At 56.3% G+C, this 25708-nt stretch carries 32 protein-coding genes and 1 pseudogene; 19 read left to right on the forward strand and 14 right to left on the reverse strand.

What is annotated here, in order from left to right:
* The first annotated feature begins 52 nt into the window (after positions 1–52).
* Positions 53–556 carry a hypothetical protein gene (locus tag AC1ROI_RS25740; RefSeq protein WP_102594741.1) on the forward strand — a complete coding sequence of 168 codons (504 nt, stop codon included), beginning with the start codon at positions 53–55 and terminating at the stop codon, positions 554–556.
* Between the two features lie 31 nt (positions 557–587).
* On the opposite strand, the gene AC1ROI_RS25745 is transcribed toward AC1ROI_RS25740, so the two are convergent.
* The 5 genes and pseudogenes from AC1ROI_RS25745 to rdgC form a co-directional block, all read right to left on the reverse strand.
* Positions 588–1187 carry a hypothetical protein gene (locus tag AC1ROI_RS25745; protein ID WP_146012981.1) on the reverse strand — a complete coding sequence of 200 codons (600 nt, stop codon included), beginning with the start codon at positions 1185–1187 and terminating at the stop codon, positions 588–590.
* Positions 1188–1402: 215 nt separating this feature from the next.
* Entirely contained in the window at positions 1403–2347 is a 945-nt protein-coding gene (locus AC1ROI_RS25750; protein WP_102594743.1) for a hypothetical protein, read from the reverse strand.
* A gap of 107 nt (positions 2348–2454) precedes the next feature.
* Positions 2455–2937 (reverse strand): ASCH domain-containing protein, encoded by a 483-nt coding sequence (locus AC1ROI_RS25755; protein ID WP_102594744.1) that lies wholly within the window; start codon positions 2935–2937, stop codon positions 2455–2457.
* Positions 2934–3194, reverse strand: coding sequence for a DNA translocase FtsK (locus AC1ROI_RS25760; protein ID WP_256580228.1), 261 nt, complete (start codon positions 3192–3194; stop codon positions 2934–2936). Before AC1ROI_RS25760 ends, AC1ROI_RS25755 begins: the two co-directional genes overlap by 4 nt.
* A gap of 6 nt (positions 3195–3200) precedes the next feature.
* Positions 3201–4112, reverse strand: a pseudogene (rdgC, locus tag AC1ROI_RS25765) (recombination-associated protein RdgC); the annotation flags it as partial.
* 111 nt (positions 4113–4223) lie between these two features.
* Between rdgC and AC1ROI_RS25770 the strand changes: the two are divergent.
* From AC1ROI_RS25770 to AC1ROI_RS25805, 8 genes are all read left to right on the forward strand, one after another.
* Positions 4224–4688 (forward strand): hypothetical protein, encoded by a 465-nt coding sequence (locus AC1ROI_RS25770; RefSeq protein ID WP_102594746.1) that lies wholly within the window; start codon positions 4224–4226, stop codon positions 4686–4688.
* Positions 4689–4715: 27 nt separating this feature from the next.
* A complete protein-coding gene (locus AC1ROI_RS25775; protein WP_102594747.1) occupies positions 4716–5606 on the forward strand; it encodes an OmpA family protein in 891 nt (296 codons plus the stop codon).
* Positions 5607–5888: 282 nt separating this feature from the next.
* Positions 5889–6533, forward strand: coding sequence for a hypothetical protein (locus AC1ROI_RS25780; protein WP_102594748.1), 645 nt, complete (start codon positions 5889–5891; stop codon positions 6531–6533).
* A gap of 13 nt (positions 6534–6546) precedes the next feature.
* On the forward strand, positions 6547–7011 hold the full coding sequence (locus tag AC1ROI_RS25785; RefSeq protein WP_102594749.1) for a TraR/DksA family transcriptional regulator: 465 nt from the start codon (positions 6547–6549) through the stop codon (positions 7009–7011).
* Between the two features lie 27 nt (positions 7012–7038).
* The gene (locus AC1ROI_RS25790; RefSeq protein ID WP_102594750.1) at positions 7039–7281 is read left to right on the forward strand and encodes a hypothetical protein; all 243 of its coding nucleotides are present in this window, start codon (positions 7039–7041) and stop codon (positions 7279–7281) included.
* Position 7282: 1 nt separating this feature from the next.
* On the forward strand, positions 7283–8146 hold the full coding sequence (locus AC1ROI_RS25795) for a hypothetical protein (RefSeq protein WP_102594751.1): 864 nt from the start codon (positions 7283–7285) through the stop codon (positions 8144–8146).
* Between the two features lie 64 nt (positions 8147–8210).
* Positions 8211–8723, forward strand: a complete 513-nt coding sequence (locus tag AC1ROI_RS25800; RefSeq protein ID WP_102594752.1) for a hypothetical protein — start codon at positions 8211–8213, stop codon at positions 8721–8723.
* 36 nt (positions 8724–8759) lie between these two features.
* Positions 8760–10022 carry a hypothetical protein gene (locus tag AC1ROI_RS25805; protein WP_102594753.1) on the forward strand — a complete coding sequence of 421 codons (1263 nt, stop codon included), beginning with the start codon at positions 8760–8762 and terminating at the stop codon, positions 10020–10022.
* Between the two features lie 66 nt (positions 10023–10088).
* On the opposite strand, the gene ligD is transcribed toward AC1ROI_RS25805, so the two are convergent.
* The 5 genes from ligD to AC1ROI_RS25830 form a co-directional block, all read right to left on the reverse strand.
* Entirely contained in the window at positions 10089–11042 is a 954-nt protein-coding gene (gene ligD, locus AC1ROI_RS25810; RefSeq protein WP_102594754.1) for a non-homologous end-joining DNA ligase, read from the reverse strand.
* Positions 11043–11099: 57 nt separating this feature from the next.
* Positions 11100–11321 (reverse strand): hypothetical protein, encoded by a 222-nt coding sequence (locus tag AC1ROI_RS25815; protein WP_102594755.1) that lies wholly within the window; start codon positions 11319–11321, stop codon positions 11100–11102.
* A 300-nt stretch (positions 11322–11621) separates the two neighbouring features.
* Positions 11622–12221 carry a hypothetical protein gene (locus AC1ROI_RS25820; protein WP_256580226.1) on the reverse strand — a complete coding sequence of 200 codons (600 nt, stop codon included), beginning with the start codon at positions 12219–12221 and terminating at the stop codon, positions 11622–11624.
* Positions 12172–12723, reverse strand: coding sequence for a hypothetical protein (locus tag AC1ROI_RS25825; protein ID WP_102616862.1), 552 nt, complete (start codon positions 12721–12723; stop codon positions 12172–12174). Before AC1ROI_RS25825 ends, AC1ROI_RS25820 begins: the two co-directional genes overlap by 50 nt.
* Before the next feature lie 31 nt (positions 12724–12754).
* Positions 12755–14626: a PcfJ domain-containing protein gene (locus AC1ROI_RS25830; protein WP_146012982.1), complete on the reverse strand. Its 1872-nt coding sequence runs from the start codon at positions 14624–14626 to the stop codon at positions 12755–12757.
* A gap of 127 nt (positions 14627–14753) precedes the next feature.
* On the opposite strand from AC1ROI_RS25830, the gene AC1ROI_RS25835 reads away from it, so the two are divergent.
* From AC1ROI_RS25835 to AC1ROI_RS25845, 3 genes are all read left to right on the forward strand, one after another.
* Positions 14754–15113 carry a DUF4031 domain-containing protein gene (locus AC1ROI_RS25835; RefSeq protein WP_102594758.1) on the forward strand — a complete coding sequence of 120 codons (360 nt, stop codon included), beginning with the start codon at positions 14754–14756 and terminating at the stop codon, positions 15111–15113.
* Between the two features lie 119 nt (positions 15114–15232).
* Positions 15233–15982 carry a CPBP family intramembrane glutamic endopeptidase gene (locus tag AC1ROI_RS25840; RefSeq protein ID WP_158243830.1) on the forward strand — a complete coding sequence of 250 codons (750 nt, stop codon included), beginning with the start codon at positions 15233–15235 and terminating at the stop codon, positions 15980–15982.
* 140 nt (positions 15983–16122) lie between these two features.
* The gene (locus tag AC1ROI_RS25845) at positions 16123–16377 is read left to right on the forward strand and encodes a hypothetical protein (protein ID WP_102594760.1); all 255 of its coding nucleotides are present in this window, start codon (positions 16123–16125) and stop codon (positions 16375–16377) included.
* Between the two features lie 215 nt (positions 16378–16592).
* Here the strand turns inward: AC1ROI_RS25845 and AC1ROI_RS25850 are convergent, their stop codons facing one another.
* Positions 16593–17159, reverse strand: coding sequence for a hypothetical protein (locus tag AC1ROI_RS25850; RefSeq protein ID WP_102594761.1), 567 nt, complete (start codon positions 17157–17159; stop codon positions 16593–16595).
* 199 nt (positions 17160–17358) lie between these two features.
* Here AC1ROI_RS25850 and AC1ROI_RS25855 point away from each other — a divergent pair, with 199 nt between their 5' ends.
* A complete protein-coding gene (locus AC1ROI_RS25855; RefSeq protein WP_102594762.1) occupies positions 17359–17592 on the forward strand; it encodes a hypothetical protein in 234 nt (77 codons plus the stop codon).
* Between the two features lie 46 nt (positions 17593–17638).
* Positions 17639–18391: a hypothetical protein gene (locus AC1ROI_RS25860; protein WP_102594763.1), complete on the forward strand. Its 753-nt coding sequence runs from the start codon at positions 17639–17641 to the stop codon at positions 18389–18391.
* A 56-nt stretch (positions 18392–18447) separates the two neighbouring features.
* Here AC1ROI_RS25860 and AC1ROI_RS25865 read toward each other — a convergent pair whose 3' ends face one another.
* Positions 18448–19218 (reverse strand): hypothetical protein, encoded by a 771-nt coding sequence (locus tag AC1ROI_RS25865; RefSeq protein WP_102594764.1) that lies wholly within the window; start codon positions 19216–19218, stop codon positions 18448–18450.
* Positions 19219–19349: 131 nt separating this feature from the next.
* On the opposite strand from AC1ROI_RS25865, the gene AC1ROI_RS25870 reads away from it, so the two are divergent.
* From AC1ROI_RS25870 to AC1ROI_RS25890, 5 genes are all read left to right on the forward strand, one after another.
* Entirely contained in the window at positions 19350–19691 is a 342-nt protein-coding gene (locus tag AC1ROI_RS25870; RefSeq protein WP_102594765.1) for a hypothetical protein, read from the forward strand.
* Positions 19688–20050 carry a hypothetical protein gene (locus AC1ROI_RS25875; RefSeq protein ID WP_102594766.1) on the forward strand — a complete coding sequence of 121 codons (363 nt, stop codon included), beginning with the start codon at positions 19688–19690 and terminating at the stop codon, positions 20048–20050. The genes AC1ROI_RS25870 and AC1ROI_RS25875 overlap by 4 nt, the downstream gene beginning before the upstream one ends.
* Positions 20051–20076: 26 nt before the next feature.
* Positions 20077–21084 (forward strand): nucleoid-associated protein YejK, encoded by a 1008-nt coding sequence (gene yejK / locus AC1ROI_RS25880; protein ID WP_102594767.1) that lies wholly within the window; start codon positions 20077–20079, stop codon positions 21082–21084.
* Positions 21085–21139: 55 nt separating this feature from the next.
* Positions 21140–21673 (forward strand): hypothetical protein, encoded by a 534-nt coding sequence (locus AC1ROI_RS25885; RefSeq protein WP_102616863.1) that lies wholly within the window; start codon positions 21140–21142, stop codon positions 21671–21673.
* Positions 21674–21960: 287 nt separating this feature from the next.
* Positions 21961–23046: a phosphoadenosine phosphosulfate reductase domain-containing protein gene (locus tag AC1ROI_RS25890; protein ID WP_102594769.1), complete on the forward strand. Its 1086-nt coding sequence runs from the start codon at positions 21961–21963 to the stop codon at positions 23044–23046.
* 437 nt (positions 23047–23483) lie between these two features.
* Here AC1ROI_RS25890 and AC1ROI_RS25895 read toward each other — a convergent pair whose 3' ends face one another.
* Together AC1ROI_RS25895 and AC1ROI_RS25900 are read right to left on the reverse strand one after the other, a co-directional pair.
* Complete coding sequence (locus tag AC1ROI_RS25895) at positions 23484–24356, reverse strand: prepilin peptidase (RefSeq protein ID WP_102594770.1); 873 nt, start codon at positions 24354–24356, stop codon at positions 23484–23486.
* Positions 24357–25622 carry a DNA methyltransferase gene (locus AC1ROI_RS25900; RefSeq protein ID WP_102594771.1) on the reverse strand — a complete coding sequence of 422 codons (1266 nt, stop codon included), beginning with the start codon at positions 25620–25622 and terminating at the stop codon, positions 24357–24359. It lies immediately after the preceding gene.
* Between the last annotated feature and the right edge of the window lie 86 nt (positions 25623–25708).

Raw genomic sequence — 25708 nt, forward strand, 5'->3', positions numbered from 1 at the left:
TTTTTGGCATTGCAAACGCATATAGTTCGCCGAGGACCAATTGGAAATCTTGATGAAAGTCGATTTAGCGCAATGCGAACGAGTGCGTGTTACAGCCGATGGCCAGAACGTCCTTGCCTTTATGGACCGGTGCGGCCCCGCCTGCGTAGAGCTTACTTTGGTTGACCAGGATACGCGCAAAGCCTGGTACGCCAAATTCGTTAGTAACTACTCCCCTCGGCTCTATTTTGCCGCGCAGTCGGCCAACTTTATTGCGGAACAGTTCTCCATCAGTGGGGAAGCTGATCGGGTACTGATATCCCGTGTAGCTCAACAACAAACCATTGCGCAACGCAGGGTGAGAGCCTTGAGCCAGGAGAAAGCACGGGCGTTGTTCGACGCGGCATCCACCATTCCAGACATCGAACTGGAAGATGATTGGCCTGAAGCAGTTCTTGAACTGGCCTACGGAGTTGACTGGAGAGCGCGCTATCCAAAACTTCGCGATCCTGCGTTTGAGACACTGCTTCGGCATGTGAAATTACTTCAGCAAGCGCTTGATGCTTGTCCTACCTAATGCCGTGGAACCACCGCCTGGCACCTCGGCATCAGGCGAGTCGAAGGTTCGCCCGGGCGCCCATCACACGCAGGCCCCTTCCTGCCCCGAGCGACAAAACGATCTCTCGCATCCGGCGCTCCAGTCTTTCAACGAATTGAAGGTTATCGATTTCAAACAGCCGCGACACACTGCGGGCGTTCTGATGAGACCACCACTCGTTGCGCACCAGGTTCACGCTCAGCAGATGCACGGGAGCACTTTCCGAATGGATCGCGTGCACCACTGTGACACGCTCGCCAAAGGTAAATGCTTCCGGTGCAACAGGCAACGCAATCACGCACTCCTTGCCGGTTTCGTCATCCAGGAGCTTGACGCCGATGCCGTGTTCGTCTGGTTTAGAAACCCAGATGATCACCCCAGTAATAGCGGCAAACCGAATGACGGTTTCACCATCGTGAAGCGACCGGTCGACAGGTGAGGAGTGGAATTGCAGAACATTGCCGCACGCATTGATTGATGCGTTTGCGGGCGCCGAACCGACCCAATGATTCTTAGACGTTACGCGTGCAGCGCAGAGATGATTGGAGGTGAAATGCGTTTTAGCTGTATTTCGCCAAGCCCTGGTGCTCACCGGTAGAACTTTATCCATAAAGAGGCGCTTTAACTGCTGGTAGCGGAAGAATGATGGCTCGTTGCCATCTGTGAACTGTCGCACAGTTTACGCATCGGAGGAATCAAATATTTCGATGGATAGCGAACTTTTGACGTTAGAAAATTGTCATATCACGCCTTGAAATTTGGATCCAACGAAATTTTCCGCTTATAGTCAGAGAAAGATAGCGATTTTCAATCTAATAGATCGGTCTATCTGATGGAGCTGTGAATGGCTTGAGTTTCCAACAATGGTGCCTCGGCGTACTTTACGTCCGATCGGCGCCGCCGCTTGGCGTGGCCGGAGTTTGACAGAGGGGGAATGTCCGGACCTTCACCGCAGATGAATAAAGGCAGGGATGTCTTCACCTTAAGCCTCGCTCCGTCGTTCCACGCCAGGTTGACATGGTAGATGTACCCGCCGCGGTAGATGTATGCCAAATCTGGGACAGGGCTCAAACGCATGAGCGAGGAGAGTCTCGATATGTCACGTTGCGCCGCGGCGTGCCGCTCCCCCTCATCCTCCATAATTTTTCCAAGGGCCTCGATCAGGATTGAAGGGTGGCGCTTTTTCACGATGTGCTGGATGGTTTTGCAGAAGGAGATCTTGCGAGGCGGACTTCCCTGGGCGCCCTCAAGCATTAGGGGGCGAACGGCGTACCGAATGCGAATGCGTGGTTCCCCTAGTGTCGCTGAAACGGCGTTCCAGATACCGTCTTTAGGGCGAAGGGATTTCCAGTGTACGAGCTGGCCACCTCCCAACTCCATACCAGTCGGCAGTCTCGACAAATCCGCGCGCTTCAGTTTCCGCAATGGCAGGCTGACGGCATCAAGCTGCGCCCGGGCGGCCTGCGCCGCGGAAACGATTGAAGCGGCTTCCGCCGGCAAGAAAATGGCTCCGGTCACGCGAAATGCGGCTTCATCCTCAACGTCCAGGGAGCACAACGCGCGCCGGAGTTCGGTTGGGGGCTCTGAACTTCGCTGAAAAGTCTTAAGGCCGAATTCGCCAAAGAGCCAGCCGCCCGCATGATGCTCTTCGCAACATTTCAGCAAGGCTTCCTGGGCGCCTTTCCACTGGTCAAGTGCAGCGCGCAGATCACCGATCTGAGCCAGCAAGAGTGAAATGGCGATCGAGGTTCCGGAACTATTGTCGGCCATTTTGCTTTCATTCTTCGTCCTAGGCGATCTGAGGCAGATTACATGCGAACGAAGAACCAGGCCACTTTGACCTGGTTCGAGCGCCGATCCCGAACTCTGTTCGACAATCAGGACGCCAGTGAGGACTGGCAGATTTCTGCCACCCAGCAGACTGGGTCAAAATCCCAGGGCGCCCCGGGGTAGCGTTGATTCCAGTGAAAGGCATATTCCGTCCAGTTCTCGTAGCCTTCGGCACGGATAGTGGTGTCCGAAATCAACTCAAGAGGCTCGACTTTAACGGCTGCAATTCGAGCCTTGCCCACTGGTTTCGAGCGACTGAAGCCCTGCAGCAGATTCACGTCGACACAATCGCCAGCCTGGCCAATCGGGCATTGCGCAACCAATTCCTGCGATGTGACGAAGACCCCAGATCCTGCAGGCCATTCGTAGCCTCTTTCGGTTGGTGCCAGGTCAAACAGCGACTGCTGTTCCCCGCGGGCCACCATTTGACGCTGCGCAAGGCCCACGCCGATTGGAATCCGCAGAATGATGCGACCAGCGCTGTCTAACTGTCGGGCACGTTGCTCGTCCAAAACAACAGGCAGGCTCACGATACTGCCTCCCCTGCGACCAGCCGGCGGCTGCCGTCAGTGTGCATCTTGCTGACGACACCACGCAGTTCCAATTCCTCAAGGATACGGGCAGCCCTGTTGTAGGCAATTTTAAAGTGCCGCTGTAGCGCACTTGTGCTCGGACGATCCTGGCTGCGTACAAACTCCACCGCGGCCGGGTAGAGCTCGTCGCTTTCGTCAGAAGCGGCGCCAAAATCGGTATCGACACCAACATCGACATTTGTTGCCGGATCCATCGCCTCCTGCGGAAGCTCCTCCCCCCCCAAGGCGCCGAGGAGCAGCGGCAGAAAATCGCTCAAGGTCAGCATCATCAATGCAAAACTTGCCGCCAACTGGCCCAGCGCGTCATCACCGCCATCCTGCTCAGCCTGATCCTGAAGCAAGTCTTCAAACTTCAGACGCTTGATCACCATTTTGTCGTCGAGGACAAAAGACAACTTGTCCTGCCATGCCACAGCCAGCTGAGTGACGACCTTGCCGGTGTTCAGGTGCATCTGCAGCTCTTCGCTCGTCAGGTCCTGGCGTTTGCACCGGACGATCCCACCATCCTCGTGCGTATCGCGCAATTCGCATTCATCGAGCACGAAAAAGTCTTCGGCGGCCTTCTGGGTCTTTAACCAGTCGGTCATGGTTGCTGAGGGCGAAATCTTCACTGTCGCCGGCCGCACCGGCAGCGTGCCCAAGACCTCACGAAGTGTGGACAGCAGGTCCTCGGCACGTTTCGGGCTTGGCGAATTGACCAGGATCAGACCCAGCTTGGGTGCGATCGCGGCGAACGTTGACGATCGGCGAATAAAGGCGCGAGGAAGAAACGCTTGCACGATCTCGTCTTTGATTTGGTCGCGCTCCTTTTTGTAGACCTTTCGCATCTGCTCCGTCTCGATCTCCTCTACCTTTTCGGCCACCGCGTCACGGACCACACTACCGGGGAGAATGCGCTCCTCTTTGCGCGCACCCACCAGCAGAAAGTCGCCACCGACATGCACGAGAGGGGCATCGGCGCCTTTCCCGAAGGGGGCAACGAAACCGTAGGTTGTCAGCTCCTGGCTTTCGCATGCGCGGGCGCGTTTGGAGGCGAGCGCCTGTTCCAGCGTCTCGGCGTCGAAAGCCAGGTTTTGGGTGAGGCGGTAAATGAGGAGATTTTTAAACCACATGGCCATGTCCTGAGTTGGTAAGTTTGCTAACGCAATATCAATAGCAAAACATTAGACTAAATAGCAAGCCAAGAGTAAATTTGCTGTTATCCCCTCCCTGAGAGCGTTCACATGCGATCACCCAATCAAAACGCAGGCCACCAGCCACAAAAATGGCTTGATCAACTCCCGCATGACTTTCTGACCCACCGCAACGCCTGGCGCCAGGCGTTTGAACGCCTGATCGAACTGGAGCCGGAAAGTCATCTGCCTGACCAGGATGAAAAAGGGTTCTGGAAACACGAGTTGAACGCGCTCGATATCGCCTATCGAGAGCTAGATCTTCTCGCCGAAGAGGTGCAGGCCGATGGAGCCTGGGTTGAACGGTTGCCCCATGATTTCTTGAGCCACCGCAATACTTGGCGCCAGGGGCTGGAGCGCCTTATAGAACTCGAACCCGAAAGCCACCGACCTGACGAGGATGAAAAGGGGTTCTGGAAGCACGAGCTCAACGCGTTTGATGTCGCGTATCAGGAGCTCGATTGCGTCTTGGCCGAGCCAATTGGCATGGCGCCCTCACCCGCTATTCCCCAGTAGCCTTTCCTGAAGCGTGGAGATCGCACCATGAAGAAGCTCATTCCCCCGGCCCTGATCCTGACGATTCTCACCGGGTGTTCCAGCATTCCGCCGCAATACCAATACACGACCCGATACGGTGGCGTGGGCGCGCTAGCAGGCGCGGCCGCCGGAGCAGTCATCAACCATGATAATCGCGGGCAAGGCGCAATCGTTGGCGGTGCGCTCGGCGCCGCCGGCGGCGCCGGATACGGTTATTACGTTGATCAGCAGGAATCAGAACTGCGATCGAAGATGCTGGGCAGCGGCATCACGGTTAAACGCGACGGTGACAAAATCAATCTCATCCTGCCTGAGAACATAGCGTTCCAACCTGGTGGCTACCGCCTCACCGCCCAAGCCCAGCGCGCACTTGATGAGGTGGCCACATCGCTCCAACGCTACCCGGGTAGCTCCCTGGTCGTCACCAGTTCGACAAACGCAAGCAAACCGCATGCAGGTGCAGATCAACTGTTCGGGCAACGTGCCGCTGCACTCACAAGCTACCTGATGGCCAAGGGGGTTGAGCCATCCCGGGTCAGCATTCAAGCGAGTGTTGAGCACGAGACAAGCCGCACGATCGCTCGCAACTCAACATACCAGGTGCAGCCGGCTAACATTCAGCAACAGGTGCAGATGCAGCAGGCCCAACTGGCGCAACAGCGGCGCCAGTATCAGTACACGCCGACGCCGGTGTACCAGGCCCCCTATACCGCAAGCGCGTCGACGCGCGTTTTAAGCAACACCATCATGCAAGGCATCTCGCAGGCCATTTCGAATGGACCGGCCGCAGGATTGAGATCCGGTGCGGCCACCGCGGCTCGCGGCGCAAGCCAGGAGCTCAACCGCGGAATCAACGGCGCTGTTCGTGACTTCCAGTACAACAGTTTCGATCGTTAACCCCTCGCCCCTGCCGGGGCGGCGCGCGGCCGCGTCCGGCATAGTTATGCCAAACAATGCCTGTCCTCTCCAAAGTATGGGTAATTACCACTAATCCAGATTCCGCCTGTTGACCTAATCACCCTCCTGCGCGAGGTTCATGGGTGGACAGGAGCACGAGAATTTATGGGTTAGTGGTAATTGAAACTCCGCGCACACCAGGCTTTATAATTTGATTGTCAATTATTTACGCTGCTATATTATCGCAATGATGTTGTTAAATTTATTTGCGTAAGGTGTGCCATGAGACAACCCAACTTCCAAGGGAATGCGCGCCCTGACGCGCTTGATCTGACTTCACTCTATGAATTCGATGAACTGGTCATCATCGGCGATAACGACCAGGTCATCGGGCTTCAACTCGCCCCTGAGGCAGTCGCCCACGGCATCGACCCGATCACCCTGTCTGGACGGTTCATCTATGCCGACCTCAAAAACAATCGTGCGTACCCAATCACCATGGGGCCCCTGCCAGAATTTGTAGTCCAACTGCCGACCTACGAGGTTCACGAGATTTCGTACTGTCTCGCCGGCAAGACGCACGCCAACAGCGAGCTGTCCCTGGGCAGTTACCACTCGCCGGCAGCAAGACACCAGGTTTCGAATGCACTACGTGCCGTCAATCAACCTAGCCAACCGCAACTATCAAGTGCCCTCGCCTCCGTTTTCCGAACACGCCATGGTGACCGTGTACTCACCGAGTTGACCTCTGACCTCGCGGAGGGTCTGCCTGGCTCTACCGCCTCCGGTCGAGTTCGCCACCTCGTGGTTTCTGCCCTGGAAAGCCTGTGCTCCCATCTGGATGCGATCACCCCACTGGCTCCACGGCTTGCCGCGGCGAATATCGAAGATGCAGACCATTACCCACAAACCGGCCCCGGCCACTGACCAGGAGCATCAGATGCAAATTCAACCATCTGCTGCCGGCGCTGATGCCGGCACTGCCGTCATCACAACGGAACAACTCCTCGGCATGCCTGAGGACCAGTACATGTCCATTCCACAGTTGCAGTTTTTCGAATCGCTCCTGCAACGCGAGCTCGGCGAGGCCCGCGAACGCCACGGCCAAGCACGTCAAACCATTCAAGACAGACCTGCGATCAGTGACGTTTCTGACTGGGCCAGCGCTGAAGAAGAGCGAGCGTCCGCATTGAGCCATGCCGAACGAAATCAGCAGCTGTGCCGCAAAATCGCCAGGGCACTTGAGCGTATCCGCGAAGGCTCGTACGGCTGGTGTGAAGTAACTGGCGAGCCGATCGGACTCAAACGCTTGTTGCTGCGTCCCACCGCTTCACTGTGCATTGAAGAGAAGCAGCGCCAGGAAGCCAAAGAGCAGCATCACTACAAGGCACGCGGTGCCGCTTAACCATCCCCCAACCGCATGGAGCACGTCATGCTTATCGAAACCAGCAATCGCTTGCAGCGCCTTGAGCGCTGCGCCCAGGCTCTTCAACTCAGTCCTGAACCCGACGAGTCAAAGGCCGAACTTTTGACTCACATTGCCGGCTACACCACGGTACTGAAGGGTGTGGAAGCCGAGCAGACCACAATCGGAAATGCGGACGTCGTTGCCGCCGTCGTTACCATCGACGAGTTCTGCGAACTCGTCGAAAAACACACGCAGCCGGAGGCCTGAAATGTCGGTTTCTAAAACAGTTCTTCAAGGCGGTGCCCGGGCGCTTTTCAAAAAGGTGACCGACCTGTTTCACGGCAGTAGCACCCTGCAGGGTGTGGTGAGCAGCGGCGCCAAGTCGCTCAGCAAAGACTCCCCCGACAAGGCATCTACCGTCGGCGCCCTGGTCGACATGTTCAAGGACAAAGGCATCGCAATGGTCCAGGACAAACTCCTCGGCGAAACGAAATCGGGACTGTTGCGTTCCCTGCTCTCCTCAAGCTCAACCTCCGGCGGAATGTTCAGCAAAGTGGTAGGCCCGGCGCTGGCCGGCGCCGTCGCACTTCTGACCAAGGTGACGTCAGTGCTGCAGGGCCTGGGTTCAACGCCGGAGCAGAAAGCCCAGGGCACACCTCTCGCCTCGCTAATTCAACCTGCCACGGCGCCGATGCCAGTGCCTGCAGCGGGCACGCCCTTGACCGGATTGATCACTGCGGGATCAACCGTGACCATGCCTGCGGTTGACCCTGCATACACAGCCTGGGCTAAACGCGATCGACAATCTTTGTCGGAATTCACCCACACCGAAACCCAGCTACGCGAAAAAACCAACGTGATGCGCCTGCTCGAAACAGATGTGCGCAACGACCCCCACAATGCCGAGGCGAAACGATTGCTTGACGTCGTGTCGCGAGACGTCACCAAGGCGCAGGAGATGCATCACAAATCGATCGATGATCGAGTGGCCGTCGAACAGGCAGGCAAACAGTTCAATCTTCCCGAGCGCTCCGCGCAGCTCTCCTCGCCAATTCCAGCCGACTGGAACCGGCCGAAGGAGGATGCCTATATCCCTCCGTCCTGGGATCAAAACGACGGCCCTGGCCGCTAATCAGGTTGGATCGCGCGGTGGCAGCACCGCGCGTCAAACCCAAGCATCAAGTGGAGGAAGCATCGTGCGCAAGGACCCTTTAGAACACGTCAATGAAGGCGTAGAACACCAACAGGAGCCTGAGTTTGCCCCGGAAGTGGTGGCATTGCTGGAACAGGATAAGGCCCTTAATGCTGGCCAGCACTCGATCATGGACACATGGCTGGCATTAAAGGCCGAAGCCGAGCGCCATGGGTATGTCGCCCGACTCGTCCTGCCGTATGACATGGACAATCTGGAGATTGAATACACCGACCCGCAAGGCGTGCGGACCAACATATTTTCGATGCTGTTCGCCGCAGGAGAAGTGCGTACCACTCAGGATGGACTCGTGCTTTTTAACATGCCTGACGACCTCCCTGACGACATCGAAGATCCGCTGAGCTTGGTGCCCGACAGGGACACATCTAACAACATGAAAGACCAGACCGCTTTTCTACGAAGCTCAATTGAGTGGCACAAAAGAAAAGGGGAAAGACTTGGCAATGAACAGGATTTCCAAAGTGAAGATCCTCAGTTGGATCACGAGGGGCCTTGATTGGCCTCTTTTTTTGCCAATGATTAAGGACCCATCATGAGTTTCGAACAACCTTGGTTACTCACACCTGTTCAGTTCAGCGAGATCGCTTTGTTCCACGGGAGTTGCGAACCTTGGCGTACTCCAGAGCCACAAGGTGGCGGCTACGATGAGGTTTTTTGGACCGCCGAAGATCCGTTGACGGCTCAGATTTACATTCCAACATGGCACGGCGAGATGCTGTTTAGCATCGATGAATATCGGCTGGCCGAATCCATCATTCCCGATACCAGCAGTTTTCTCTGGGGTATCGCTGAGCAGCTTGGCGCGCGCGCGGTGATTCACCGCAGTGACGCCCTTGGCCGAGCAGAAAGCTGGAGCTCAACCGGGAAAGACATCACCTACGGCGATATCAAGGCACATTTGCACAGCCTGGGTTACACCGGGGCCGGCTACAGCAACGAAAATTTTCGTGTGAAAGACGCGTACAAAGCTCAGCCGGACGGTTCAAAGATCAAAGTGCCGATTCCGGCGGCGACATTCCCTCTCGGGCGCCTGGTGATGATCCCCAGACCACCACAACAGGACGATATCGACTTCAGGGAAGGCCGAGATCCAGATCTCACAGAAAAGCAGTACCACATGATCGACAGGTTCCGGGCCGCTTTCGCCCAGGGAGCACAGTCGATTCGAATCAACGATTTTTGTCAGTCACCTTACATGGGCAACGTTGGCCACACCTCGATCGGCTTTCATAGCGACACCATGAAATCGCTCAGCGACGCCGGTCTGGTCCGTATCATCCCAGCCACGCATCGAGACTTTGCGGGCAGCTGGTCGAAATATCCCGATGACTTCCTTACTGAAGACTTCCTACAGTGGCATTTCGGCGAAACAGTCAGGGCGTTAGCGCTAGGCCAGGAAGTACCGGCTGAAGTTATCGACGCTCACCAGGTCCGTCTTGATCAAGTGCTCGCCACTGCCCAGGGCGAAGATCCCTTTCTAATCACGGTTGGGCTCGACAGCCTTAATCTCCCGCAGCCTGCTGCAGGGCTGAACGATGCTCGGATCGCCGAACTGACCTGGGAGATAGAGACCAACAGTTGGCAGCAAGGCGGGAGTTTCAGCGTTAACAGCTTGGGTGGTCTTCACTATTGCGGTGAGCCCGAATTTATTGAGGCTGTAAGGCAGAAGGGTTACTGCGTCCCCGTCAAGGCGACCATGCTGGACGGTGATGGCCGCACGGTAACGTGCGCAATGATCGCCGATGCCACTGCCCTGGCACGCGAGCCGGCAGTTGTCGATCTGTCGTACCCATGATCTTTAATCGAGGAGAATCTCTGGCGACAGATCGAGGCAGCGCGGCAGGACATCGCCTGAACCGTTTCAACCTTCGTGCTGAATGCCGACAGCGAGCTTGTCGTCCCGTAGGCCGAGGAACACAGCGTGTCGCACTTTTCCGGAGGGGGTGATTTCTGCGAATTTGACCTCGCACAGTAACCGTGGCTCCAACCACACCACGCTCAAGCCCTTGCGGATCACTGGCACCCGGGTCAGCGGACAGGTGTCGCGCTGCAGCTCGACCAGGCGTACGCGCAGACCGGCCAACTTGCGGCTGCCCAGTCCGGACTGCACCCGGCCGGCATACAGAAGAACATCATCCTCATCGTGTAATGCGAGCAACAGTGATCCTATGCCCCCAGCGGCACGGGTGAAGCCCACGATGACGAACTCCTGACGGTTCGCACATTTGAGCTTGATCCAGGAGCCATCCCTTTCAGGGTTGTAGGCACTGCCTGCACGCTTGCCGACCACCCCCTCCATGCCCATCGCGCAAACATTAGCCAGAAGGTCGCGGGGATCCACATCGAAGGCTTCGGAAAAGCGCACATGCTCCAAGGGAACGCGCCCGATCAGCTGCTGCAGCAGTGAGCGGCGCCGCTCGACAGGTGCGTCGCGCAGGTCGCGCCCGTTGTGATACATCAGGTCGAACACAAAGAACACCAAGTCATCAGTCTTCCCGGAGCTGAACGCACCTTGCAATGGATGAAATATCGGGCGGCCGTCTTCGTCCTGGGCCACTACTTCACCGTCCAGCCAGGCCGTGTCCAGTTCAAGCTGGCTCAGTTCTGCGGCAATGCGGCGCAGCCGCTTTGTCCAGTCGTGGCCATTGCGAGTGAACAAGGTGACTTGGTCTCGTATCCGTGCGGTGAAACGGTAACCGTCGAATTTTATTTCGTATAGCCATTCGCCGGCAGGGGGAGCGCTGGCCAGCGCAACCAATTTAGGGGTGATCTGTTCGGGCATTGGATCAGTGCCCGATAGTTTCCGCTTGGCCATGCCCGGCTCCCATCTGCTGTCATCATCAGTGTAGATGCAACGTATAGAGCCTAGACTTCAGCGTTCTTGCAGGACTTCGATTTGGTGGCTGTGCGCAGCGTCGGCCAGCTCGCGCAGTTCCCGCGCCTCGCCGGCATCGATCAGACCTTCGGTTTTCATCATGTCGACACCACGTCGCAGTTCCTTGTGCCAGGCGTCGAGATTCCCACCAAGAATCGTGCCCGCCAGCAGTTCGTGCCAGTCGGCCAGGCGCTGGGCTTTTTCGTCGATGACGGTCATACAGGCGTTCCTTGTGGAGACGGTTGGGTAGATCGGGCCGCAGGTCTTGCTGCCGGTACAAAACCATCGCCGCCACAAACCTCACACGCCGGTTCAAGGCGCCGCGGTGCCCGGCCGTTACACCAGCAGCCATCGAACGGGGATGCGTCAACCAGCACACGAAGCGGTCGGGCTAGCGTGTGATTGCCTTCTGTTTCGGCCTTCACACAGGCCTCAAGCACGGCCCGGTATTCTTCGACGTCAGTAATCGGTGGAATCGTCATGGTTTGCATTCTCCTAATCATAAAGGGGATTTACCCTCTACCGCGCCGAGCTACATAATAGCGGTATGCGTTGCTCGACCTGGAACCACTCCCCTTTGGGCTCGTACATCGAGAACGGCAAATAAGTGTCTTCGAGCAACAAGTGCTTGAAGGCTGGGAATGCCATGTGAGGATCAAAGATCGCCAGGTCGAGTGTCGGATGCCTGAACGCAACGACCCAATGCCACTTGTTGAACGCGCCGCGCCAGTCGTCACGCACCTTGAGCACGCCCAGCCCGTGAAACTGGTCCCAACCATTCCAACGCTTCGCGTCAGAAAGCAGTCCCACACTGGCGATGGCCATGTGCATCTCCCGGGACGACGTGGAGAAAGCCGCCCTGTGCGATCGCCGTATGCCCAGTCCAATATTGATGAATTGAGCACGCGCCTCAGCAAAGCTCATTCCACTGACCATGGCCAAACACGCAACACCACAGCCGTAAGGATCGCTCTCGGTCTGCGTCAGCTTCTGAATGCCGCAGTGCAATTGCCACTGGCCAGGATCAGGGATCAACGAACAACCATTGCCCGCGAGTGGCCGCATCACCTCAGCTTGCTCTCGCAATAGGGTCATGCTCTGCAGAGAAGTATCGCCCATTATTCGCCTCCAGCGCTCTTCCGTCGCGTGGGCGCCAAATGAACGTCAGTCCAAAGTCCATGGCGAAGCCGCGAAGGTACTCCAGCGGTACGCCGGCGCTGTACTTTACCCCCTGTTCGCCAAAGTGTTTTATGACCACGGCCTTGACGCCGCCTGTGGCGGAATAAAGCCGTTCGGTAATCGCCAGCGGACCTTCAACCTTGAACATGAATTCGTTGAGAAGGCCTTCTGGGACGCCATTGGCCTCTGCCTGAATCTCTGTATCAAACCAGCCAATCATTTGGTCATCTTTGTCGAACATCTGTGATTCCCCTGGTACTCGAATAAGGTCACGATTTATTTGATATGAAGCCCATTCCCGCAGCTTGTCGACCTCGTAAAACAAGAGGGCCGGTCTACTGCCAAAGCTGTCACGGCCGATCACATAATGACCTTGCGAATCTTGGCCTGAACCCTCGTACCAATGTTGCCCTTTCGCCCAAAGAACCTGGTCAGAGGTCATGCTCTTGCACCTTCTAACTTCGAGAGTATTGTCAGTCCCAGTCATCACCCACCTCGGCCCCCATTTTCACAGCCAGCCACTCAATCATCCTGGTGCTTATGAGCTGTTCCCTCAAACGCATACGAGTCGGTCTGCTGGTGTAGGGCACTTTTGGCCACTCCACGTTGATTACGACTTTCCGCGAGGCAATCTGCTTTTTGAGCCAGGCATGCGCACGACCGACTTCACTGGAGGCTGGGATAGACGCATTCCTGTAGCCCTTCAATTGACGAAGATACAGATGGTGAATGGTTGGCTTTTTTAACCACTTGGTCAGCCCGAATTCAGCGGTAGCCAGGGAGGCACCGTTTTTCCTGAACGACACTATTCGGCTGTGTCCGCTGTAGCAATTCCCGCTGTAACCACTGACGCAATGCGACATGGCTTTGCCCTCAAGCCCCAGCTCATCAGGCAACAAAAGCTCCACTATTTCGATACCCGTGGGCTCATGCAGAAGCGCACCAGGCAGCATCGAAATCCAAGGTCGATCGCCTTCGTCCGGATTTGCTTCGTCGTCCTTTGACAGCTCCAGACTCAACCGCGCCTGAACCTCGTGCCACTCCGCACTGACATTCAGCAGACGCTTGAGGGTCCACTTGGAAGCCGGGGCGCTATCAAAGCGCAACTTATGCAATTCCAAGTCACGGAGATCGGCGGTTCGCCCGCAAATCTCTGTCCACTCACTTGCCGACCAAGCGGGCAATCCCGCAAGAAACGGGACAATCTGCTCCCGACCGAACATCCACCCAAGATCAGTTGGCAGACGCCAGAATAACTCGCGCCAGGCTGACCACTCAGACTTCCCGCTTGGTCGGCGATTACCCAGTTCAAACCCGCGAAGCACCACCTGCAGCGGATTAATCCAACCGTTACTTCCGATATGCGTGAGAGCGGAACCTACATGCCGAGGAGACATGCGGCCGGCTGATTTGATGAACGACTCAGAGCGCTCATAAAACAATGCCAGCTGAGGGGCGATGCTCTTACCCTCATCCACACCCACCCCCACCGATTCAGCAAAGGCTCTCCCCTCAGCGATCTCACTTATCCCGTGTCGGAACTCATTATTGTGGCTGCTGAGCACCACGATCGGGAGGATGACCGGATACGCCCGGATTGCCTGGATTCTCCGTTCCACGTCACCGGCGGTGATCCAGTTGTACACGGTCGCCGTTGGGCATCCTATTCCACGAATTGCGCGCAGAGCATCTGGGTTGAGAAAGCTGCAGAAGCGTTTCAATACGCCTGCACTCATCCTCATGTAGTACGCCCTGCGCGGTCGCGCATAACGCATGTCCCGTGTCGGCCCCTCATTGATCCCTACGCACACGTCTCCGTACATTGCTCGATAAGCCAGCTCGCCGAAGGCCTTGCTGTAGGTCGTCAGACTGTCAAATGAGTTGACGGGCTCAATGACCTCCTCGCATGCCTTCTTGATTTTTCTGATGATCCTCTCAGGCCCGAACTCATCGGGATTCGACATAGGCAAATCAATGAAGGCCTCGCCGTACTTCATTCGGTTGCGCCTAACCTTTTTCGGGATCAATTTTCGGGAGTGGATCCGCTTGCCATCGAACAGGTACACAACGTCCTCAAACCGACACGCCGCGTGCACCACCCCTTTGATCTCGGCCGAGATACACCAGAATCGCCATTCGCGGCAGCGCGTCACGTACCGAAGTATGAAGCGTTCCCTCGCAGGCCCTTTCACCTTGAAGTGGTCTGCCCAGGTTCGGGCCACCGCTGCGATCTTATCTTCCGGCTGCGTGGCAACACCGTTGAAGCTCGACTCGAACTGCGGGGTAAGACCGCCCGATACATCCATCATTTCTTGATCGCCCTCAGAAGTGACCAGGCCACTCACCACGACCAAGTCCGTGTCATCGAAGAGAAGGACTGTGTTCGTACGCGACTGCCATCACGAAATCATAATTTTAGATAGTCGATGCTATATTATCGACACTATCAAATAATTATTTTGGTGACCAGCGATGGCGGTGTACGTCGACGACATGCGAGCGCCCTTTGGGCGGATGGTGATGTGCCACATGGTGGCCACGACTGACGAAGAGCTTCATGCAATGGCCGCCGCGATCGGCGTCGCTCGCCGCTGGCACCAGGCCCCACCCAGGCACGCGAGTCACTACGACATTGCACTGAGCAAAAGGCAGCTCGCCATCAAAGCCGGCGCGATCGAGATAACCTGGAGGGAGGCAGGGACGATGATGATGCGACGGCGGATTACCGGATCGATGGGGGAACCGCATGAGGCCTATGAGTGGTGCATGAACTATCGCCATACAACTGCCACAGCCCCCGCATTGCAGAGTCCATCCCCAGAACAGTTATAGGTAACCCGGTTTTGAGGCTTTGTTTTTTACTATTTCATCGCACTCATATCATGATTTTTCCGGCTAGGCCGATCAGTAGGGCTTGTATCGGAAACCATTATCCAGAAAGGCAAACTCAATTGAATTCACCCGAGTACTTCAACCCAACAACCAATCAGAATCTCAAGTCCAATCGCTTCGCCGAGCATTGGAGTATTCTGTGCCTACTACTAGCTCCGCTGGCCTATTTTGGCTATCGATATATCGCTGATCATGTTTCCGTGCTAGCAGGCGCGATGCTTTATTACGCATACAGCATCCCTATTGTGTACGCACCCGCCCTTGTGTTTCTAGGAATGATGTTCTTCATCCAAAAGAAAGTCCTATTTCGCGAGTTAACTCTTGTTGGCAATTTCTGTTGGAAGGACCTTGTTTACGGTCTTTCGGCGGTGACCATCCTTTATGTCGCGGTGTATCTAACGGCGCACCTGCTGGGCAATCCCCGAGAGCCGAGCATGGTTTTGTTATACGCCTTCAAAACCAATTCTCAGATTGCCATTCTGCTGTTCACCGTCTTATTGCTTCCCCCCATTGTTGAAGAATTACTGTACCGGCACTTCATTCTGACGAGTGTTCCGGTATTCAAGGGAAAAGTCACACCAGCACTCGCGATACTGATCACCGCCGCATTGTTTTCTCTGGTGCACAAGTATGAGTACCAACTAACTTACATTTCCCTATTTCTGGTGGGCATTATATTTGGAGTCGCCAGAGTTCGTTCGAAGGGCTTGCTCCTACCGATTATGCTTCACATGTACGCCATCGGATTCGTGCTGCTGGGCGACCAGGTTGCCAAACATATCGAGATCGCTCAACAACTGGGCCGCTGATCCCGCCCCGAACACACGCAGGACTAGGACGGCGCAAAGAACCGCGGGTGTTTAGCGTTGAGCACAACACGACACAAGGATTATCCTCCACTTAGCCCTGCAGCATCCCGCTGAAAGGGCTGACCAATGAGGCCTTAAACATGATGAAAGATGGCGTAATTGAACACTGCGAAGCCGGTATCAACACGGTGTGCGACACGATATTGCTGCTAACCGCAGCCGGCCAGAAAGTCGAGCACGCTGTGGAAGCAGCCCGGATTCTCACCCTGCAGTCGGTGAAAGATACCCTGGAAGAGAAACTCGGCAACCGAAGCGCATCGGAGATCACCCACACCCTGGCGAAGGAAACCGCTCAGGCTCCCGCACCAACCCCTCAGCCCCAGACCGTAGATTGATCTGCAGCACCGGCCGGGAGATCACAGATTGCAGGCGATCTTCCGAGCCGACCATCGCCTAACCTCATGATTCTGGGCGTGCAACCAATTTGAGAAGAAGTAAACCCCCGCTTTTGCCTTGATCACCCTCCGGCCGCGTAGCGGCGCGTTACATGGCCTGGCGCAGCCAGGCGACTACACATACCAAAAAATACAATGTGGTCTGGGCAACCTTTTTAGGTCGGTCTGGACAACCTCATTTGGGCATTGAAATCAATCCAGCTCTCCTGATCGACTGGGGCAACCTCTACCTGGTCTTCATCGACAAACCAGAATGCATGCCGCGGGGGACGGCCAAAAGTAAAGTGCACACGCGCACGCCCTTCGATCATCTCAGCCTTCATCACGCTCACCTCTGGCCACAGTACCTGGGCGATCTCTGCGGCCTCATCCAGGACAGCCTGCACCAAGGCCCGATTGCCGGTGAATTTTTCCTCGCAGGCAGATGTGCAAAACACTTCACTGCCGCTGACAACCAACTTATCGACGGCTGTGATCATCTCTCGGCAGCAGAAGCACTGCGCGCTGAGTCCATGCTCCACCATGACCGACCAAGGAATCCGGCCAGACTGCGCATATTGATCAGCCCAAGGCGCTCGCTTGCATTCGGCTGAACCGTCCGGGCCCGAACAGACCAACGCAGAGAGCATCTCACGAGCTTGGTTTGTTGAAATGGCGAACACCACTTCGCGCTGCTGGCCCGTAGCCTCGTAGGCGAGGAGCAGGCTTTTTGATTTAGCCATGGACGAAACTCGCGGGGGGCGATGAGAGCGGCGACGATCCAAGGATCCGGGCTGAGTGTACCGACATAGTGTCTCCAATGGGCCTAACGGGAATTTTGGCGGCTACGCCTATCCATGCCAATGCTTTCGTGTATGCTAAAGCATATACGTTATTTTGTCCGCCCGTAAGAGCAAGTCCGTGAGATCCGAGGAGACAACGATGGCCACAAAGGCCCAGTTTGACGACGCCGCCAAACGTTTACTTGGCGAAGAAAAGTATTCCAACCTGCTCAACTCAGGATTTACACGCCCAGATTTCTGCCGGGAAATTGCCCAGGATGAATTCGTGGCCAACTTGTTCGAAACCCCAACGAAGCAGGTTGATCTTGAAACTATTCGCTACGTTGCTGATCGCCTCTGGAAAGGTGATGGCTGCACCGGGCTAACTGAATAGGGAATAATCCCCTGCACACAGTGCCGTGACCACTAGGAATACCCTCATGAGCAAGCAGCCTCCTCCGCTATCGTGGCGCATTACACCCGAACAGGTACTGGAAGCGTTGCGCTTTTACGGCGGCAAAGAGCTACAGGCAGAACAGACCAAGCTTTCCAGTACGGCCACGCAGCTTGAAAAGCTCAACACCGGAAAACTTGCCCAGTTTCTCGATCAAGATGAACGAGAAACTATCCAGCGCGCCGCGAAGCTGGTTCGCGAGTTGAATATTCGCGTGGAGCATGCCAAGGAGATCAAGGTTCGCGAGGAGAAACGCCTGGAGCGTGAGCGCGAAGCCTATTACGCCGCGGCCACCCGAGCAGTCAATGGACGCTTCCCGGGAATACCCACAGATGCCGTGGATTTACCGGAAAGGTTACTGGTCATCATCGAGCTTCACCTGGGCCTGTTCGAATGCAACTTTCTGGATGGTTACTATGCAGGCGATTTGACTGCACGCTTTGTTAGAAACTTTGACCGCTGGCAAAACGGACGCGACTCACTGCTTTATTTGGTAAATACATCCCTCTCCGAGATCAAGCGCGACCTTGAGGATCGCTTGCATTACGTGCGGTCCCGAACGCCTGATCCAGCTTTAGCGTTACAGGAAATGCTGGAGGCTGCGAGAGCGAAGCGTGACCAGGTACGCGCAAAGAATCTCGCATTGTTTGACCGCATCGAGCATTTGCTGGCCATCGAAAAAGCAGACAACGTGGAACGGCTACCAATGCGAAACAAACCTGGCGGTCGGGGTGCATGATCAGTCCGTAGTCAATGACGCCCGCCGGCAGATAACTCACCAGGCAGATGACCCTTTCAATTCTCCATCTGGTGATCAAGGGCCATGAATTGGTCCGCCGTTGACTCCAGGAAGCACGACTGGCGGAAAAAACCTTCAAGGCTGTGCAACGCATAGTCTGCCTCAAAGTGTGTATCAACCCCGAGCTCCAGGCGATGAAGAACGGCCTCGGCAGTGCGCAGCGTGACCAGCTCGAACTCACCTGCAGGGCTCTTGTCCTTAACTGAGTCGACCAGGTCCTGGACTTTCTGTCGAACTCCTCTGTATTGCCCGGCGCGGGCTTCCATCACCGCAACTTCCTCGCTCCCGTTAAATCTTCGAAAAAACTCGTCCGAAGTAGCCGCCGATAGTCCGGGCAATGCGCGGCCGAGGGCTTTCTTGGCCATGGCCATGCCGTAACCCGCCTCCTGCGCCGTGAAGTTCTCTCGAAAGGTGAACCCGTGCAATGTTGCAGCGCCAATCAGCAAAATACTGTGCGCCAAGTGCCCATAAATCCCTTCCGTGCTGAGCGCTCCGCCATTCGAGCGTCGGTCCAGACGAAATGACTGGCCGCGCTCACTATCAACGCCGTTCAACTCGATCGCTACAGGCAGCGCGTCAAACCCATCTCCAAGCCCCGGAGGCAGTGTCCGGTCAAAGGCTTCCTCTGCTTCCATCCGTCGCCCGCCGCAGTCCCCCACGGGAATCGATGGGCTATGCGTGAGAAGCAACGAAACGCCAAAACAGAAGGCGTTCCACTCCGCCGGCCGGATCGGCTGATTAAAGGACCAGCTCATGCTCACGTTCATACCCCTCCTAAAATCTTCTTTCGCAATTGCAATAGGATAACTAAGCAACTATAGTTTCGAAGCATAGCGCTGGCATGAAAAAAACGGAAGAATGGCCCGGGCGATTTTCAGCCCATCATCTGGAGTAAGGCATGTTCAACACCCCCAACGATTCGGGCGTACCAGAAAAAACGGATGACAAGGCGGTCATGCACTCTCCGCCCCGGAACGATATCGCCACTGCCCGCAACGAAGCGTTCGAACTGGCTATCCAGTACCTCGAAGAAATGCGCCGCGGCTTTCTCGCCCATGCAGAACACATCAAGTCTTCCAACATGAGCCCGGAATTTCATTCTTCGGCCATGGCTTCAGCAACCAAACATGCTGAATTCGCTGAGGATATTCGCCGCATCAGTCGCGGCGAACTGCCGGTGTATGGCTCGCCGAAATACAAAGCAGATCTCCAGACCAAACTGATGAGCAAAACTTCATGAAAGGCTTAATCCCCCTACTCATCCTCTTTTTTTACGCGGTGTCCGCCGAGGCGCAGGCAAACGCGTACAACCCTACTTCGCAAGTCGAGGACCTGGCACTGCAGTACGCACAAGCGCGTTGCGGAGAGATCCAGGCCGGTTCTGGCGAAATCCGGGCTAACAACAACGACAAACTGCACTGCCAGTATTTGCAGGAGATGCTCGTATCCCCCTGCAGCAACCAAGGTGCCTGTGCTGACTACAGCACTTGGGTTAATCAGTTGAACCCCGCCATTTCGCCGAATGACCGAAACTTTGATGAACTCCTGAAACAACGCGGGACTGACTTTCGTCGCTCCCTCTCCCCCCACAAACGCTGATAGCGGCTTTCGCCAAAGGAATTTCTATGCCTCTTCGTCACGCAATCGTCCACTTTATCGACAAGAAACCAGACGGCTCACCAGCGGTGCTGCATGCGGCGCCGAGCGAGCTGGCTGAAAGCCAAGCGACCGAGAACCTGTTGAATGACCTCAACGAGAGCTACAACGCCAAACAAGGCAAGGCCTGGGGCCTGTTTCATGCAGAATCCGGCGCGCACCCGTTCAGCGGCTGGTTAAGGGAATACCTGGCGCAGACCACTGATTTCACCGCTTTCAGTCACATCGCAGTCGAGCATCTGCAAAAGCTGATGGAAGAATCCAACCTCTCGGTCGGTGGCCATGTACTGTTCGCGCATTACCAGCAAGGCATGACCGATTACCTGGCCATCGCCCTGCTGCACCACAGCGAAGGCGTGGCGGTGACCGATCAGTTGGACGTGACCCCGTCGCGACATCTGGACCTTGGCCAGTTGCACCTGGCTGCGCGCATCAACCTCTCCGAGTGGCAGAACAACAAGCAGTCCAAACAGTACATCTCGTTCATCAAGGGCAAAAACGGCAAGAAGGTTTCGGAGTATTTCCGCGACTTCATCGGCTGCCAGGAAGGTGTCGACGGCCCGGGCGAAACCCGCACCCTGCTCAAGGCCTTCAGTGACTTCGTCGAAAGCGAAGACCTGCCGGAAGAGTCCGCCCGGGAGAAAACCAAGACCCTGGTGGATTACGCCAGCAGCCAGTCCAAACTCGGCGAACCGATGGGCCTTGAAGAACTCTCGGAGCTTATCGACGAGGATCGTCCGAAAGCCTTTTACGATCACATCCGCAACAAGGACTACGGTCTATCACCGGAAATCCCCGCGGACAAACGCACCATGAACCAATTCTGCCGATTCACCGGGCGCACGAATGGCTTATCCCTCAGCTTCGAGGCGCACCTGCTGGGCAACACCATCCAGTTCAATGAAGAGGGTGGCACCTTGACCCTGCGTAACCTGCCGACGCAACTCATCGACCAGCTGCGCCGCGCCAAGGCCTGACCAGTGCGCCCCGGCCATGGGGCGCCCCTCTCTAACACTCTGAAGCGGTGAATCTATGGGAATTTCAATCGGGGGCGTAATCCTCAACCAGCGTCAGCTTGACGCTATCACACCGGTCATGAATGACCTGCTGCAAGGCAAAGTGAAGCAAGTCAACCTCGACGCTGCGTGTCTCGCAGCCATGGCGGACGCAGGATGCCCAGTGGGCTATGACCAGGGCCTGGATAAAACGTTGTCGCTGGACGATCGTGCCCGACGTTGGATCGTCGACGGCCGGGTTGGAATGTCATCGAAAGCCATCTGGGCGCACATGACGGGCACCCCGAGTGAGTGCATGTCCGCACCTTCTGACCCTGACGATCTGAATCGCTGCCTTCTGCTGCTGGACCTGATCCCGGAATGGACTGCACGCATGGGCGAAATGGCTACGCACGGCAACGAATGGCAGGCGCTTTCGCCTATTTGGACCGACCTTGCGAGCACCTTCATCGCTGAAGCTGGTCTGGACTGGTGCAAGGGCAAATCCGCACCAAAAACTTACCAGATGATGAAATCCGCTATTGGCGGCATGGGGGTGAATCGTGGCTGACGCTCAACGGAATGCCGAAGCCGGATCTGTAGGTAACCCTCCACATGCGTTCCCATGGCAGTACGGCGGCATGAACTTCCGTTCCCGCGGTGAACTTGAGCGCATCGTCGAGCAGCTGGCCAACGGCCCAACCCGTCAGCATACAAAGGCCGCAGCTGAGCTGGCACATGAGGACAAGCCGCGCGCGTGATCAGCAACGACCAGGCCACGGAACTGAAGGCAAGGCTATACCTGTAAGCGCCGGTATCAGTCCACGCGGTACACCCAAAAATCAACAGGAAGCGCACATGTCTGCCCACCTCATTGATGACCGTTTTGTTTTGCCACACCTACGGGGGCTCGCTGGGCTTAACTCCAACTCGGGCAAGCGCTACTTCTCGGCAGCGGAAGTTGACCTGGATAGCTACGATTCGATCATCGTCTGCGCGTCCGGCGGCAAGGACTCAATCGCGTGTCACCTCCGCCTGCTTGAGTTGGGTGTTGATCTGTCGCGGGTGGAGTTCTGGCACCACGACGTCGATGGGAATGAAGGCAGCCAGCTTATGGATTGGACGTTCATGCGCGACTACAACCGCAAGCTTGCTCAGGCGCTGAATGTCCCGCTGTATTTCTCCTGGCTCGACGGTGGCTTCGAAGGCGAAATGTTAAAGGAGCAAAGTTATAGCCGTCCACATAAGGTCGAAACCCCGGATGGCCTTATCACCCTGGAGCGTGACAGCCGCCGCGCTCAACCAGGCACTCGCCTTCGCTTTCCTCAGTTGTCGCCTTCGCTGCAGACTCGTTGGTGTTCAGCCGCCCTGAAGATTGACGTCGGCCGGCGCGCCCTCAACAACCAATCACGATTCGAGAACAAACGCACGCTGTTCATCACTGGCGAGCGGCGAGAAGAAAGCTCGAACCGCGCGAAATATAACCAGTTTGAGCCCCATGCATGTGACCGGCGGACGGGTCGCCTCGGTCGAAGTGTGGATTCATGGCGGCCAATCCTTCACTGGTCAGAGGAAGACGTTTGGGCCATCCTGGAGAGACATAGAGTGGCACCGCCGGTGCCCTACCGTCTTGGCTGGTCCCGCAGCAGCTGCATGACCTGCATCTATAACAGCCCCCGGGTCTGGGCCACGATCGCCAAATATTTTCCCGAGCGCTCTCGGGAGATCGCTGACCATGAAGATCGTTTTGGGGTGACCATTTCACGGAGCCGGATCAACGTGATTGATCTCGGTGCCACCGCACAAGCCTTGATCATTGATGACCAGGAAGCGTTGCGCCAGGCCGCCGAGTCAACCTACCAGTTACCGGTTATTCTTCCCGCCGGCACGCAATGGCAATTACCGATCGGAGCGTTCAACGGAGAAAAGTGCGGTTCCGACTGAAGCACCGGAGCAGACCAGGTACGTGCACGGCCGGATACACACTCACCATAAATTGGCCGCTGGACCTACGTCCCGCGGCCTTTTTTTGCCACCAACTATACTGACCCATAGCGCCCAACAACTATGGGGATCGAAATGAACAAGGTGATGTTCTTCCTGTGGATAGCGAGCCTCAGCGCCGGCATCCTTTGCACTCAGGCAAATGCAGAAACGAAGTCCGCGCCCCGGAGCACTCCTGCTCCCACGTTCAATCAGCCAAACGCTCCGGTGAGACCTCAGTTCAAGAGTCCCCAGCAAGCAGTGCCAAAACCACCGCAAGCCATCCCCAGTCAGGGCCGGTTCGGTAGCTCAACATGGAACCAGGTTGAACCTGTTCCAGAGGGCACGACTCGCTTCGGGAGCCCTCCACTTGATCCGCCCAAGAAAGGACAGACGCCCTAATTCAAAAGCGTCGTAGCAACCTCACGGACGAAATGCCCCCACATCAGCGAGATCCAGCCCATCACCGCCAGACAAGGGCCGAAGGGCATCATCCTGCTCGCGCCGTTACTGTTACTCCCTGGGTTCAACGCTTGGAGGGCGAAGAACGCACAGCCAAGCAGGCAGGCGCCGTACAAGATGACGGGCACCAGCTGCCAGCCACACCAGGCCCCCAGCGCGGCGAGCAATTTGAAGTCCCCATGCCCCATCGCCTGCTTGCCGCTGAGCCGCGTAAACACCGCGCTGATTGACCACAATCCGGCATACCCAATCACTGTGCCCCATAATGCATCGTCCAACGTGGCGAACACTCCCGTGGAGTTGAGTACAAGCCCAATCCAAAGTAGCGGCTGTACCAGGCAATCAGGGATCAACTGGTGTTTCGAATCGATCAGACTGATCGACATCAGCAGCCCTGTCAGAGCGAGTAATCCCGCCGTTTGGACGGTGAGTCCAAAACGCCATGCCACAACGGCGAACAAAATGCCGGTGACCAGTTCCACCAGTGGGTAACGGATGCTGATCGGAGTGCGACACGACGAGCACTTCCCTCGCAGAGCCAAATAACTGAGGACCGGGATATTTTCCCAAACTGCTATTGGGTGGTTGCAGGCAGGGCAGCATGACCTGGGAACCGAAAGATTCAATCGGGGGACCTCGGCCGCCGCCGGCAGACCCAATTCGGTTCGGGCGGCGGCGGTCCATTGCCTTGAAAGCATCACCGGCAGGCGATGTACCACAACGTTGATAAAGCTACCAATGATCAACCCCAGAATAAATGCATAGCTCACCACCAGCGATAGCGGGCCTTGAAATGACAGCGCCTGCATTCAAATTTCCCTCCCGGCCCGGGCAAGTGCTGGGTTCATCCAGAACCCCTGGAAAGGCCTGAAAAGCTCAGCGCCTCCCCGAAGATATTCCAGCATGATCTCAACGCATAGCCAGCGTCGCTCGTTGAGCTCCGCCGCCAATCCCGTAATGATTCGACCTCCGAACAAGTCCACGACCAAATCACCTGGCTCGGTAAGAAACCGAATAAAAAACTCCGGAATCGCCAATGGCCAACCGGCACCGTGAGTAGGAAGTTCAAGGGCCTGCAGGACCTTCCGATGCTCTCGACCGATCGAGCAAGCGTGTCCCGCCTGCAGAATATTGCGCGGGATCCGGCCTGCAGTGAGATTGCCGAAACTCCCTTTGCGAATTCGGTAAGCCCCATCGCCGTAGACCGCTTCGCGGTTTTCCCCGCCCTGGTTCATCAACTTCAGATGACGCTCCGTGTGAGGTTCCAACACTCGGCGGTTATCCGCTTTGCATTTGAGCGGGTCGCGGGCGAACCAGAGACAAGGTTCCCAACACACGTTGAGCTGATTACGCGCCTTGGAGGCCCACTGAATAGGACCTGGCGCCTTGCTCGGATTTTGCCAAATGACGCGATCCATCAGGGAAAGCCCAAGACGATCTTCCAAGGCGATAGTCACCCGTTCCAGATAGGTCGAGCGCGCTGGCGAGCGCTCCAAAAAAACGTCGTTCGAAAGATTCAGGACCAATGAGCCCGATTCAGCCATGCAGGGAATGATTGGCTCCAGAACGCGGCAAATGAAATCGACATACTCTGCGCAGGTGGGATTACCGTATGCCCGGGGAATTCGAAGCGGGTACGGCGCGGAGGTCAAAAGCAGTTCGATAGGCTGTTCCAGGCCTTCAAGAGCGTCAGGACTCGTTCCCCACAGTGCCATCCCGAGATCAGTACTGAACCCCAGCAGCGTCACCCCTGGCCGAGCCTTGTGAAGGCCTTGTCTCGTGCGTTCAGTAAGCCGCCAAGCTCCGCGCATTCCGGGGACTTTCTCGATCACCCCAAGATTCTTGAGTGTCTGCTGCTGCCAGCGAATAGCGCGCTTGGTGGGGCTTCGCAGGCTGCCGGCGGAACCAATGGGCATGCGGTGGTTCAACGTCGCCTCATTGATGCCGGCGCGCTTTGCCACCATCTCGTAAAGCCTGGAATTGGCTACTGGTGTATCGGGATCATCCCGATACGCTTCCATCACATGGGTGAACAAAGTCAATTGCGAACAGGTGGCAGTGCCGACGCAGGACATTGCGAAGATCCTTTTGGGTGAGGTTTGCCCGGACCGCGCGGGACAGAAATGTAGCCCCACTCTATAGTTCATATGGATAAAAAAAA

This window comes from Pseudomonas sp. GW823-FHT02C02 (genome assembly GCF_058797635.1).

Coding starts and splice junctions, on each gene's coding strand:
- AC1ROI_RS25820 (WP_256580226.1), bottom strand. CDS start 12,221: ATGGGCGATACTTCTCTGCAGAGCATGACCCTATTGCGAGAGCAAGCT.
- AC1ROI_RS25775 (WP_102594747.1), top strand. CDS start 4,716: ATGAAGAAGCTCATTCCCCCGGCCCTGATCCTGACGATTCTCACCGGG.
- AC1ROI_RS25885 (WP_102616863.1), top strand. CDS start 21,140: ATGGGAATTTCAATCGGGGGCGTAATCCTCAACCAGCGTCAGCTTGAC.
- AC1ROI_RS25875 (WP_102594766.1), top strand. CDS start 19,688: ATGAAAGGCTTAATCCCCCTACTCATCCTCTTTTTTTACGCGGTGTCC.
- AC1ROI_RS25770 (WP_102594746.1), top strand. CDS start 4,224: ATGCGATCACCCAATCAAAACGCAGGCCACCAGCCACAAAAATGGCTT.
- AC1ROI_RS25760 (WP_256580228.1), bottom strand. CDS start 3,194: ATGGATCCGGCAACAAATGTCGATGTTGGTGTCGATACCGATTTTGGC.
- AC1ROI_RS25890 (WP_102594769.1), top strand. CDS start 21,961: ATGTCTGCCCACCTCATTGATGACCGTTTTGTTTTGCCACACCTACGG.
- AC1ROI_RS25790 (WP_102594750.1), top strand. CDS start 7,039: ATGCTTATCGAAACCAGCAATCGCTTGCAGCGCCTTGAGCGCTGCGCC.
- AC1ROI_RS25835 (WP_102594758.1), top strand. CDS start 14,754: ATGGCGGTGTACGTCGACGACATGCGAGCGCCCTTTGGGCGGATGGTG.
- AC1ROI_RS25865 (WP_102594764.1), bottom strand. CDS start 19,218: ATGAACGTGAGCATGAGCTGGTCCTTTAATCAGCCGATCCGGCCGGCG.
- AC1ROI_RS25850 (WP_102594761.1), bottom strand. CDS start 17,159: ATGGCTAAATCAAAAAGCCTGCTCCTCGCCTACGAGGCTACGGGCCAG.
- AC1ROI_RS25855 (WP_102594762.1), top strand. CDS start 17,359: ATGGCCACAAAGGCCCAGTTTGACGACGCCGCCAAACGTTTACTTGGC.
- AC1ROI_RS25845 (WP_102594760.1), top strand. CDS start 16,123: ATGATGAAAGATGGCGTAATTGAACACTGCGAAGCCGGTATCAACACG.
- AC1ROI_RS25805 (WP_102594753.1), top strand. CDS start 8,760: ATGAGTTTCGAACAACCTTGGTTACTCACACCTGTTCAGTTCAGCGAG.
- ligD (WP_102594754.1), bottom strand. CDS start 11,042: ATGGCCAAGCGGAAACTATCGGGCACTGATCCAATGCCCGAACAGATC.
- AC1ROI_RS25750 (WP_102594743.1), bottom strand. CDS start 2,347: ATGGCCGACAATAGTTCCGGAACCTCGATCGCCATTTCACTCTTGCTG.
- AC1ROI_RS25860 (WP_102594763.1), top strand. CDS start 17,639: ATGAGCAAGCAGCCTCCTCCGCTATCGTGGCGCATTACACCCGAACAG.
- AC1ROI_RS25900 (WP_102594771.1), bottom strand. CDS start 25,622: ATGTCCTGCGTCGGCACTGCCACCTGTTCGCAATTGACTTTGTTCACC.
- AC1ROI_RS25795 (WP_102594751.1), top strand. CDS start 7,283: ATGTCGGTTTCTAAAACAGTTCTTCAAGGCGGTGCCCGGGCGCTTTTC.
- AC1ROI_RS25895 (WP_102594770.1), bottom strand. CDS start 24,356: ATGCAGGCGCTGTCATTTCAAGGCCCGCTATCGCTGGTGGTGAGCTAT.
- AC1ROI_RS25780 (WP_102594748.1), top strand. CDS start 5,889: ATGAGACAACCCAACTTCCAAGGGAATGCGCGCCCTGACGCGCTTGAT.
- AC1ROI_RS25815 (WP_102594755.1), bottom strand. CDS start 11,321: ATGACCGTCATCGACGAAAAAGCCCAGCGCCTGGCCGACTGGCACGAA.
- AC1ROI_RS25825 (WP_102616862.1), bottom strand. CDS start 12,723: ATGACCTCTGACCAGGTTCTTTGGGCGAAAGGGCAACATTGGTACGAG.
- AC1ROI_RS25745 (WP_146012981.1), bottom strand. CDS start 1,187: ATGGATAAAGTTCTACCGGTGAGCACCAGGGCTTGGCGAAATACAGCT.
- AC1ROI_RS25870 (WP_102594765.1), top strand. CDS start 19,350: ATGTTCAACACCCCCAACGATTCGGGCGTACCAGAAAAAACGGATGAC.
- AC1ROI_RS25785 (WP_102594749.1), top strand. CDS start 6,547: ATGCAAATTCAACCATCTGCTGCCGGCGCTGATGCCGGCACTGCCGTC.
- yejK (WP_102594767.1), top strand. CDS start 20,077: ATGCCTCTTCGTCACGCAATCGTCCACTTTATCGACAAGAAACCAGAC.
- AC1ROI_RS25740 (WP_102594741.1), top strand. CDS start 53: ATGAAAGTCGATTTAGCGCAATGCGAACGAGTGCGTGTTACAGCCGAT.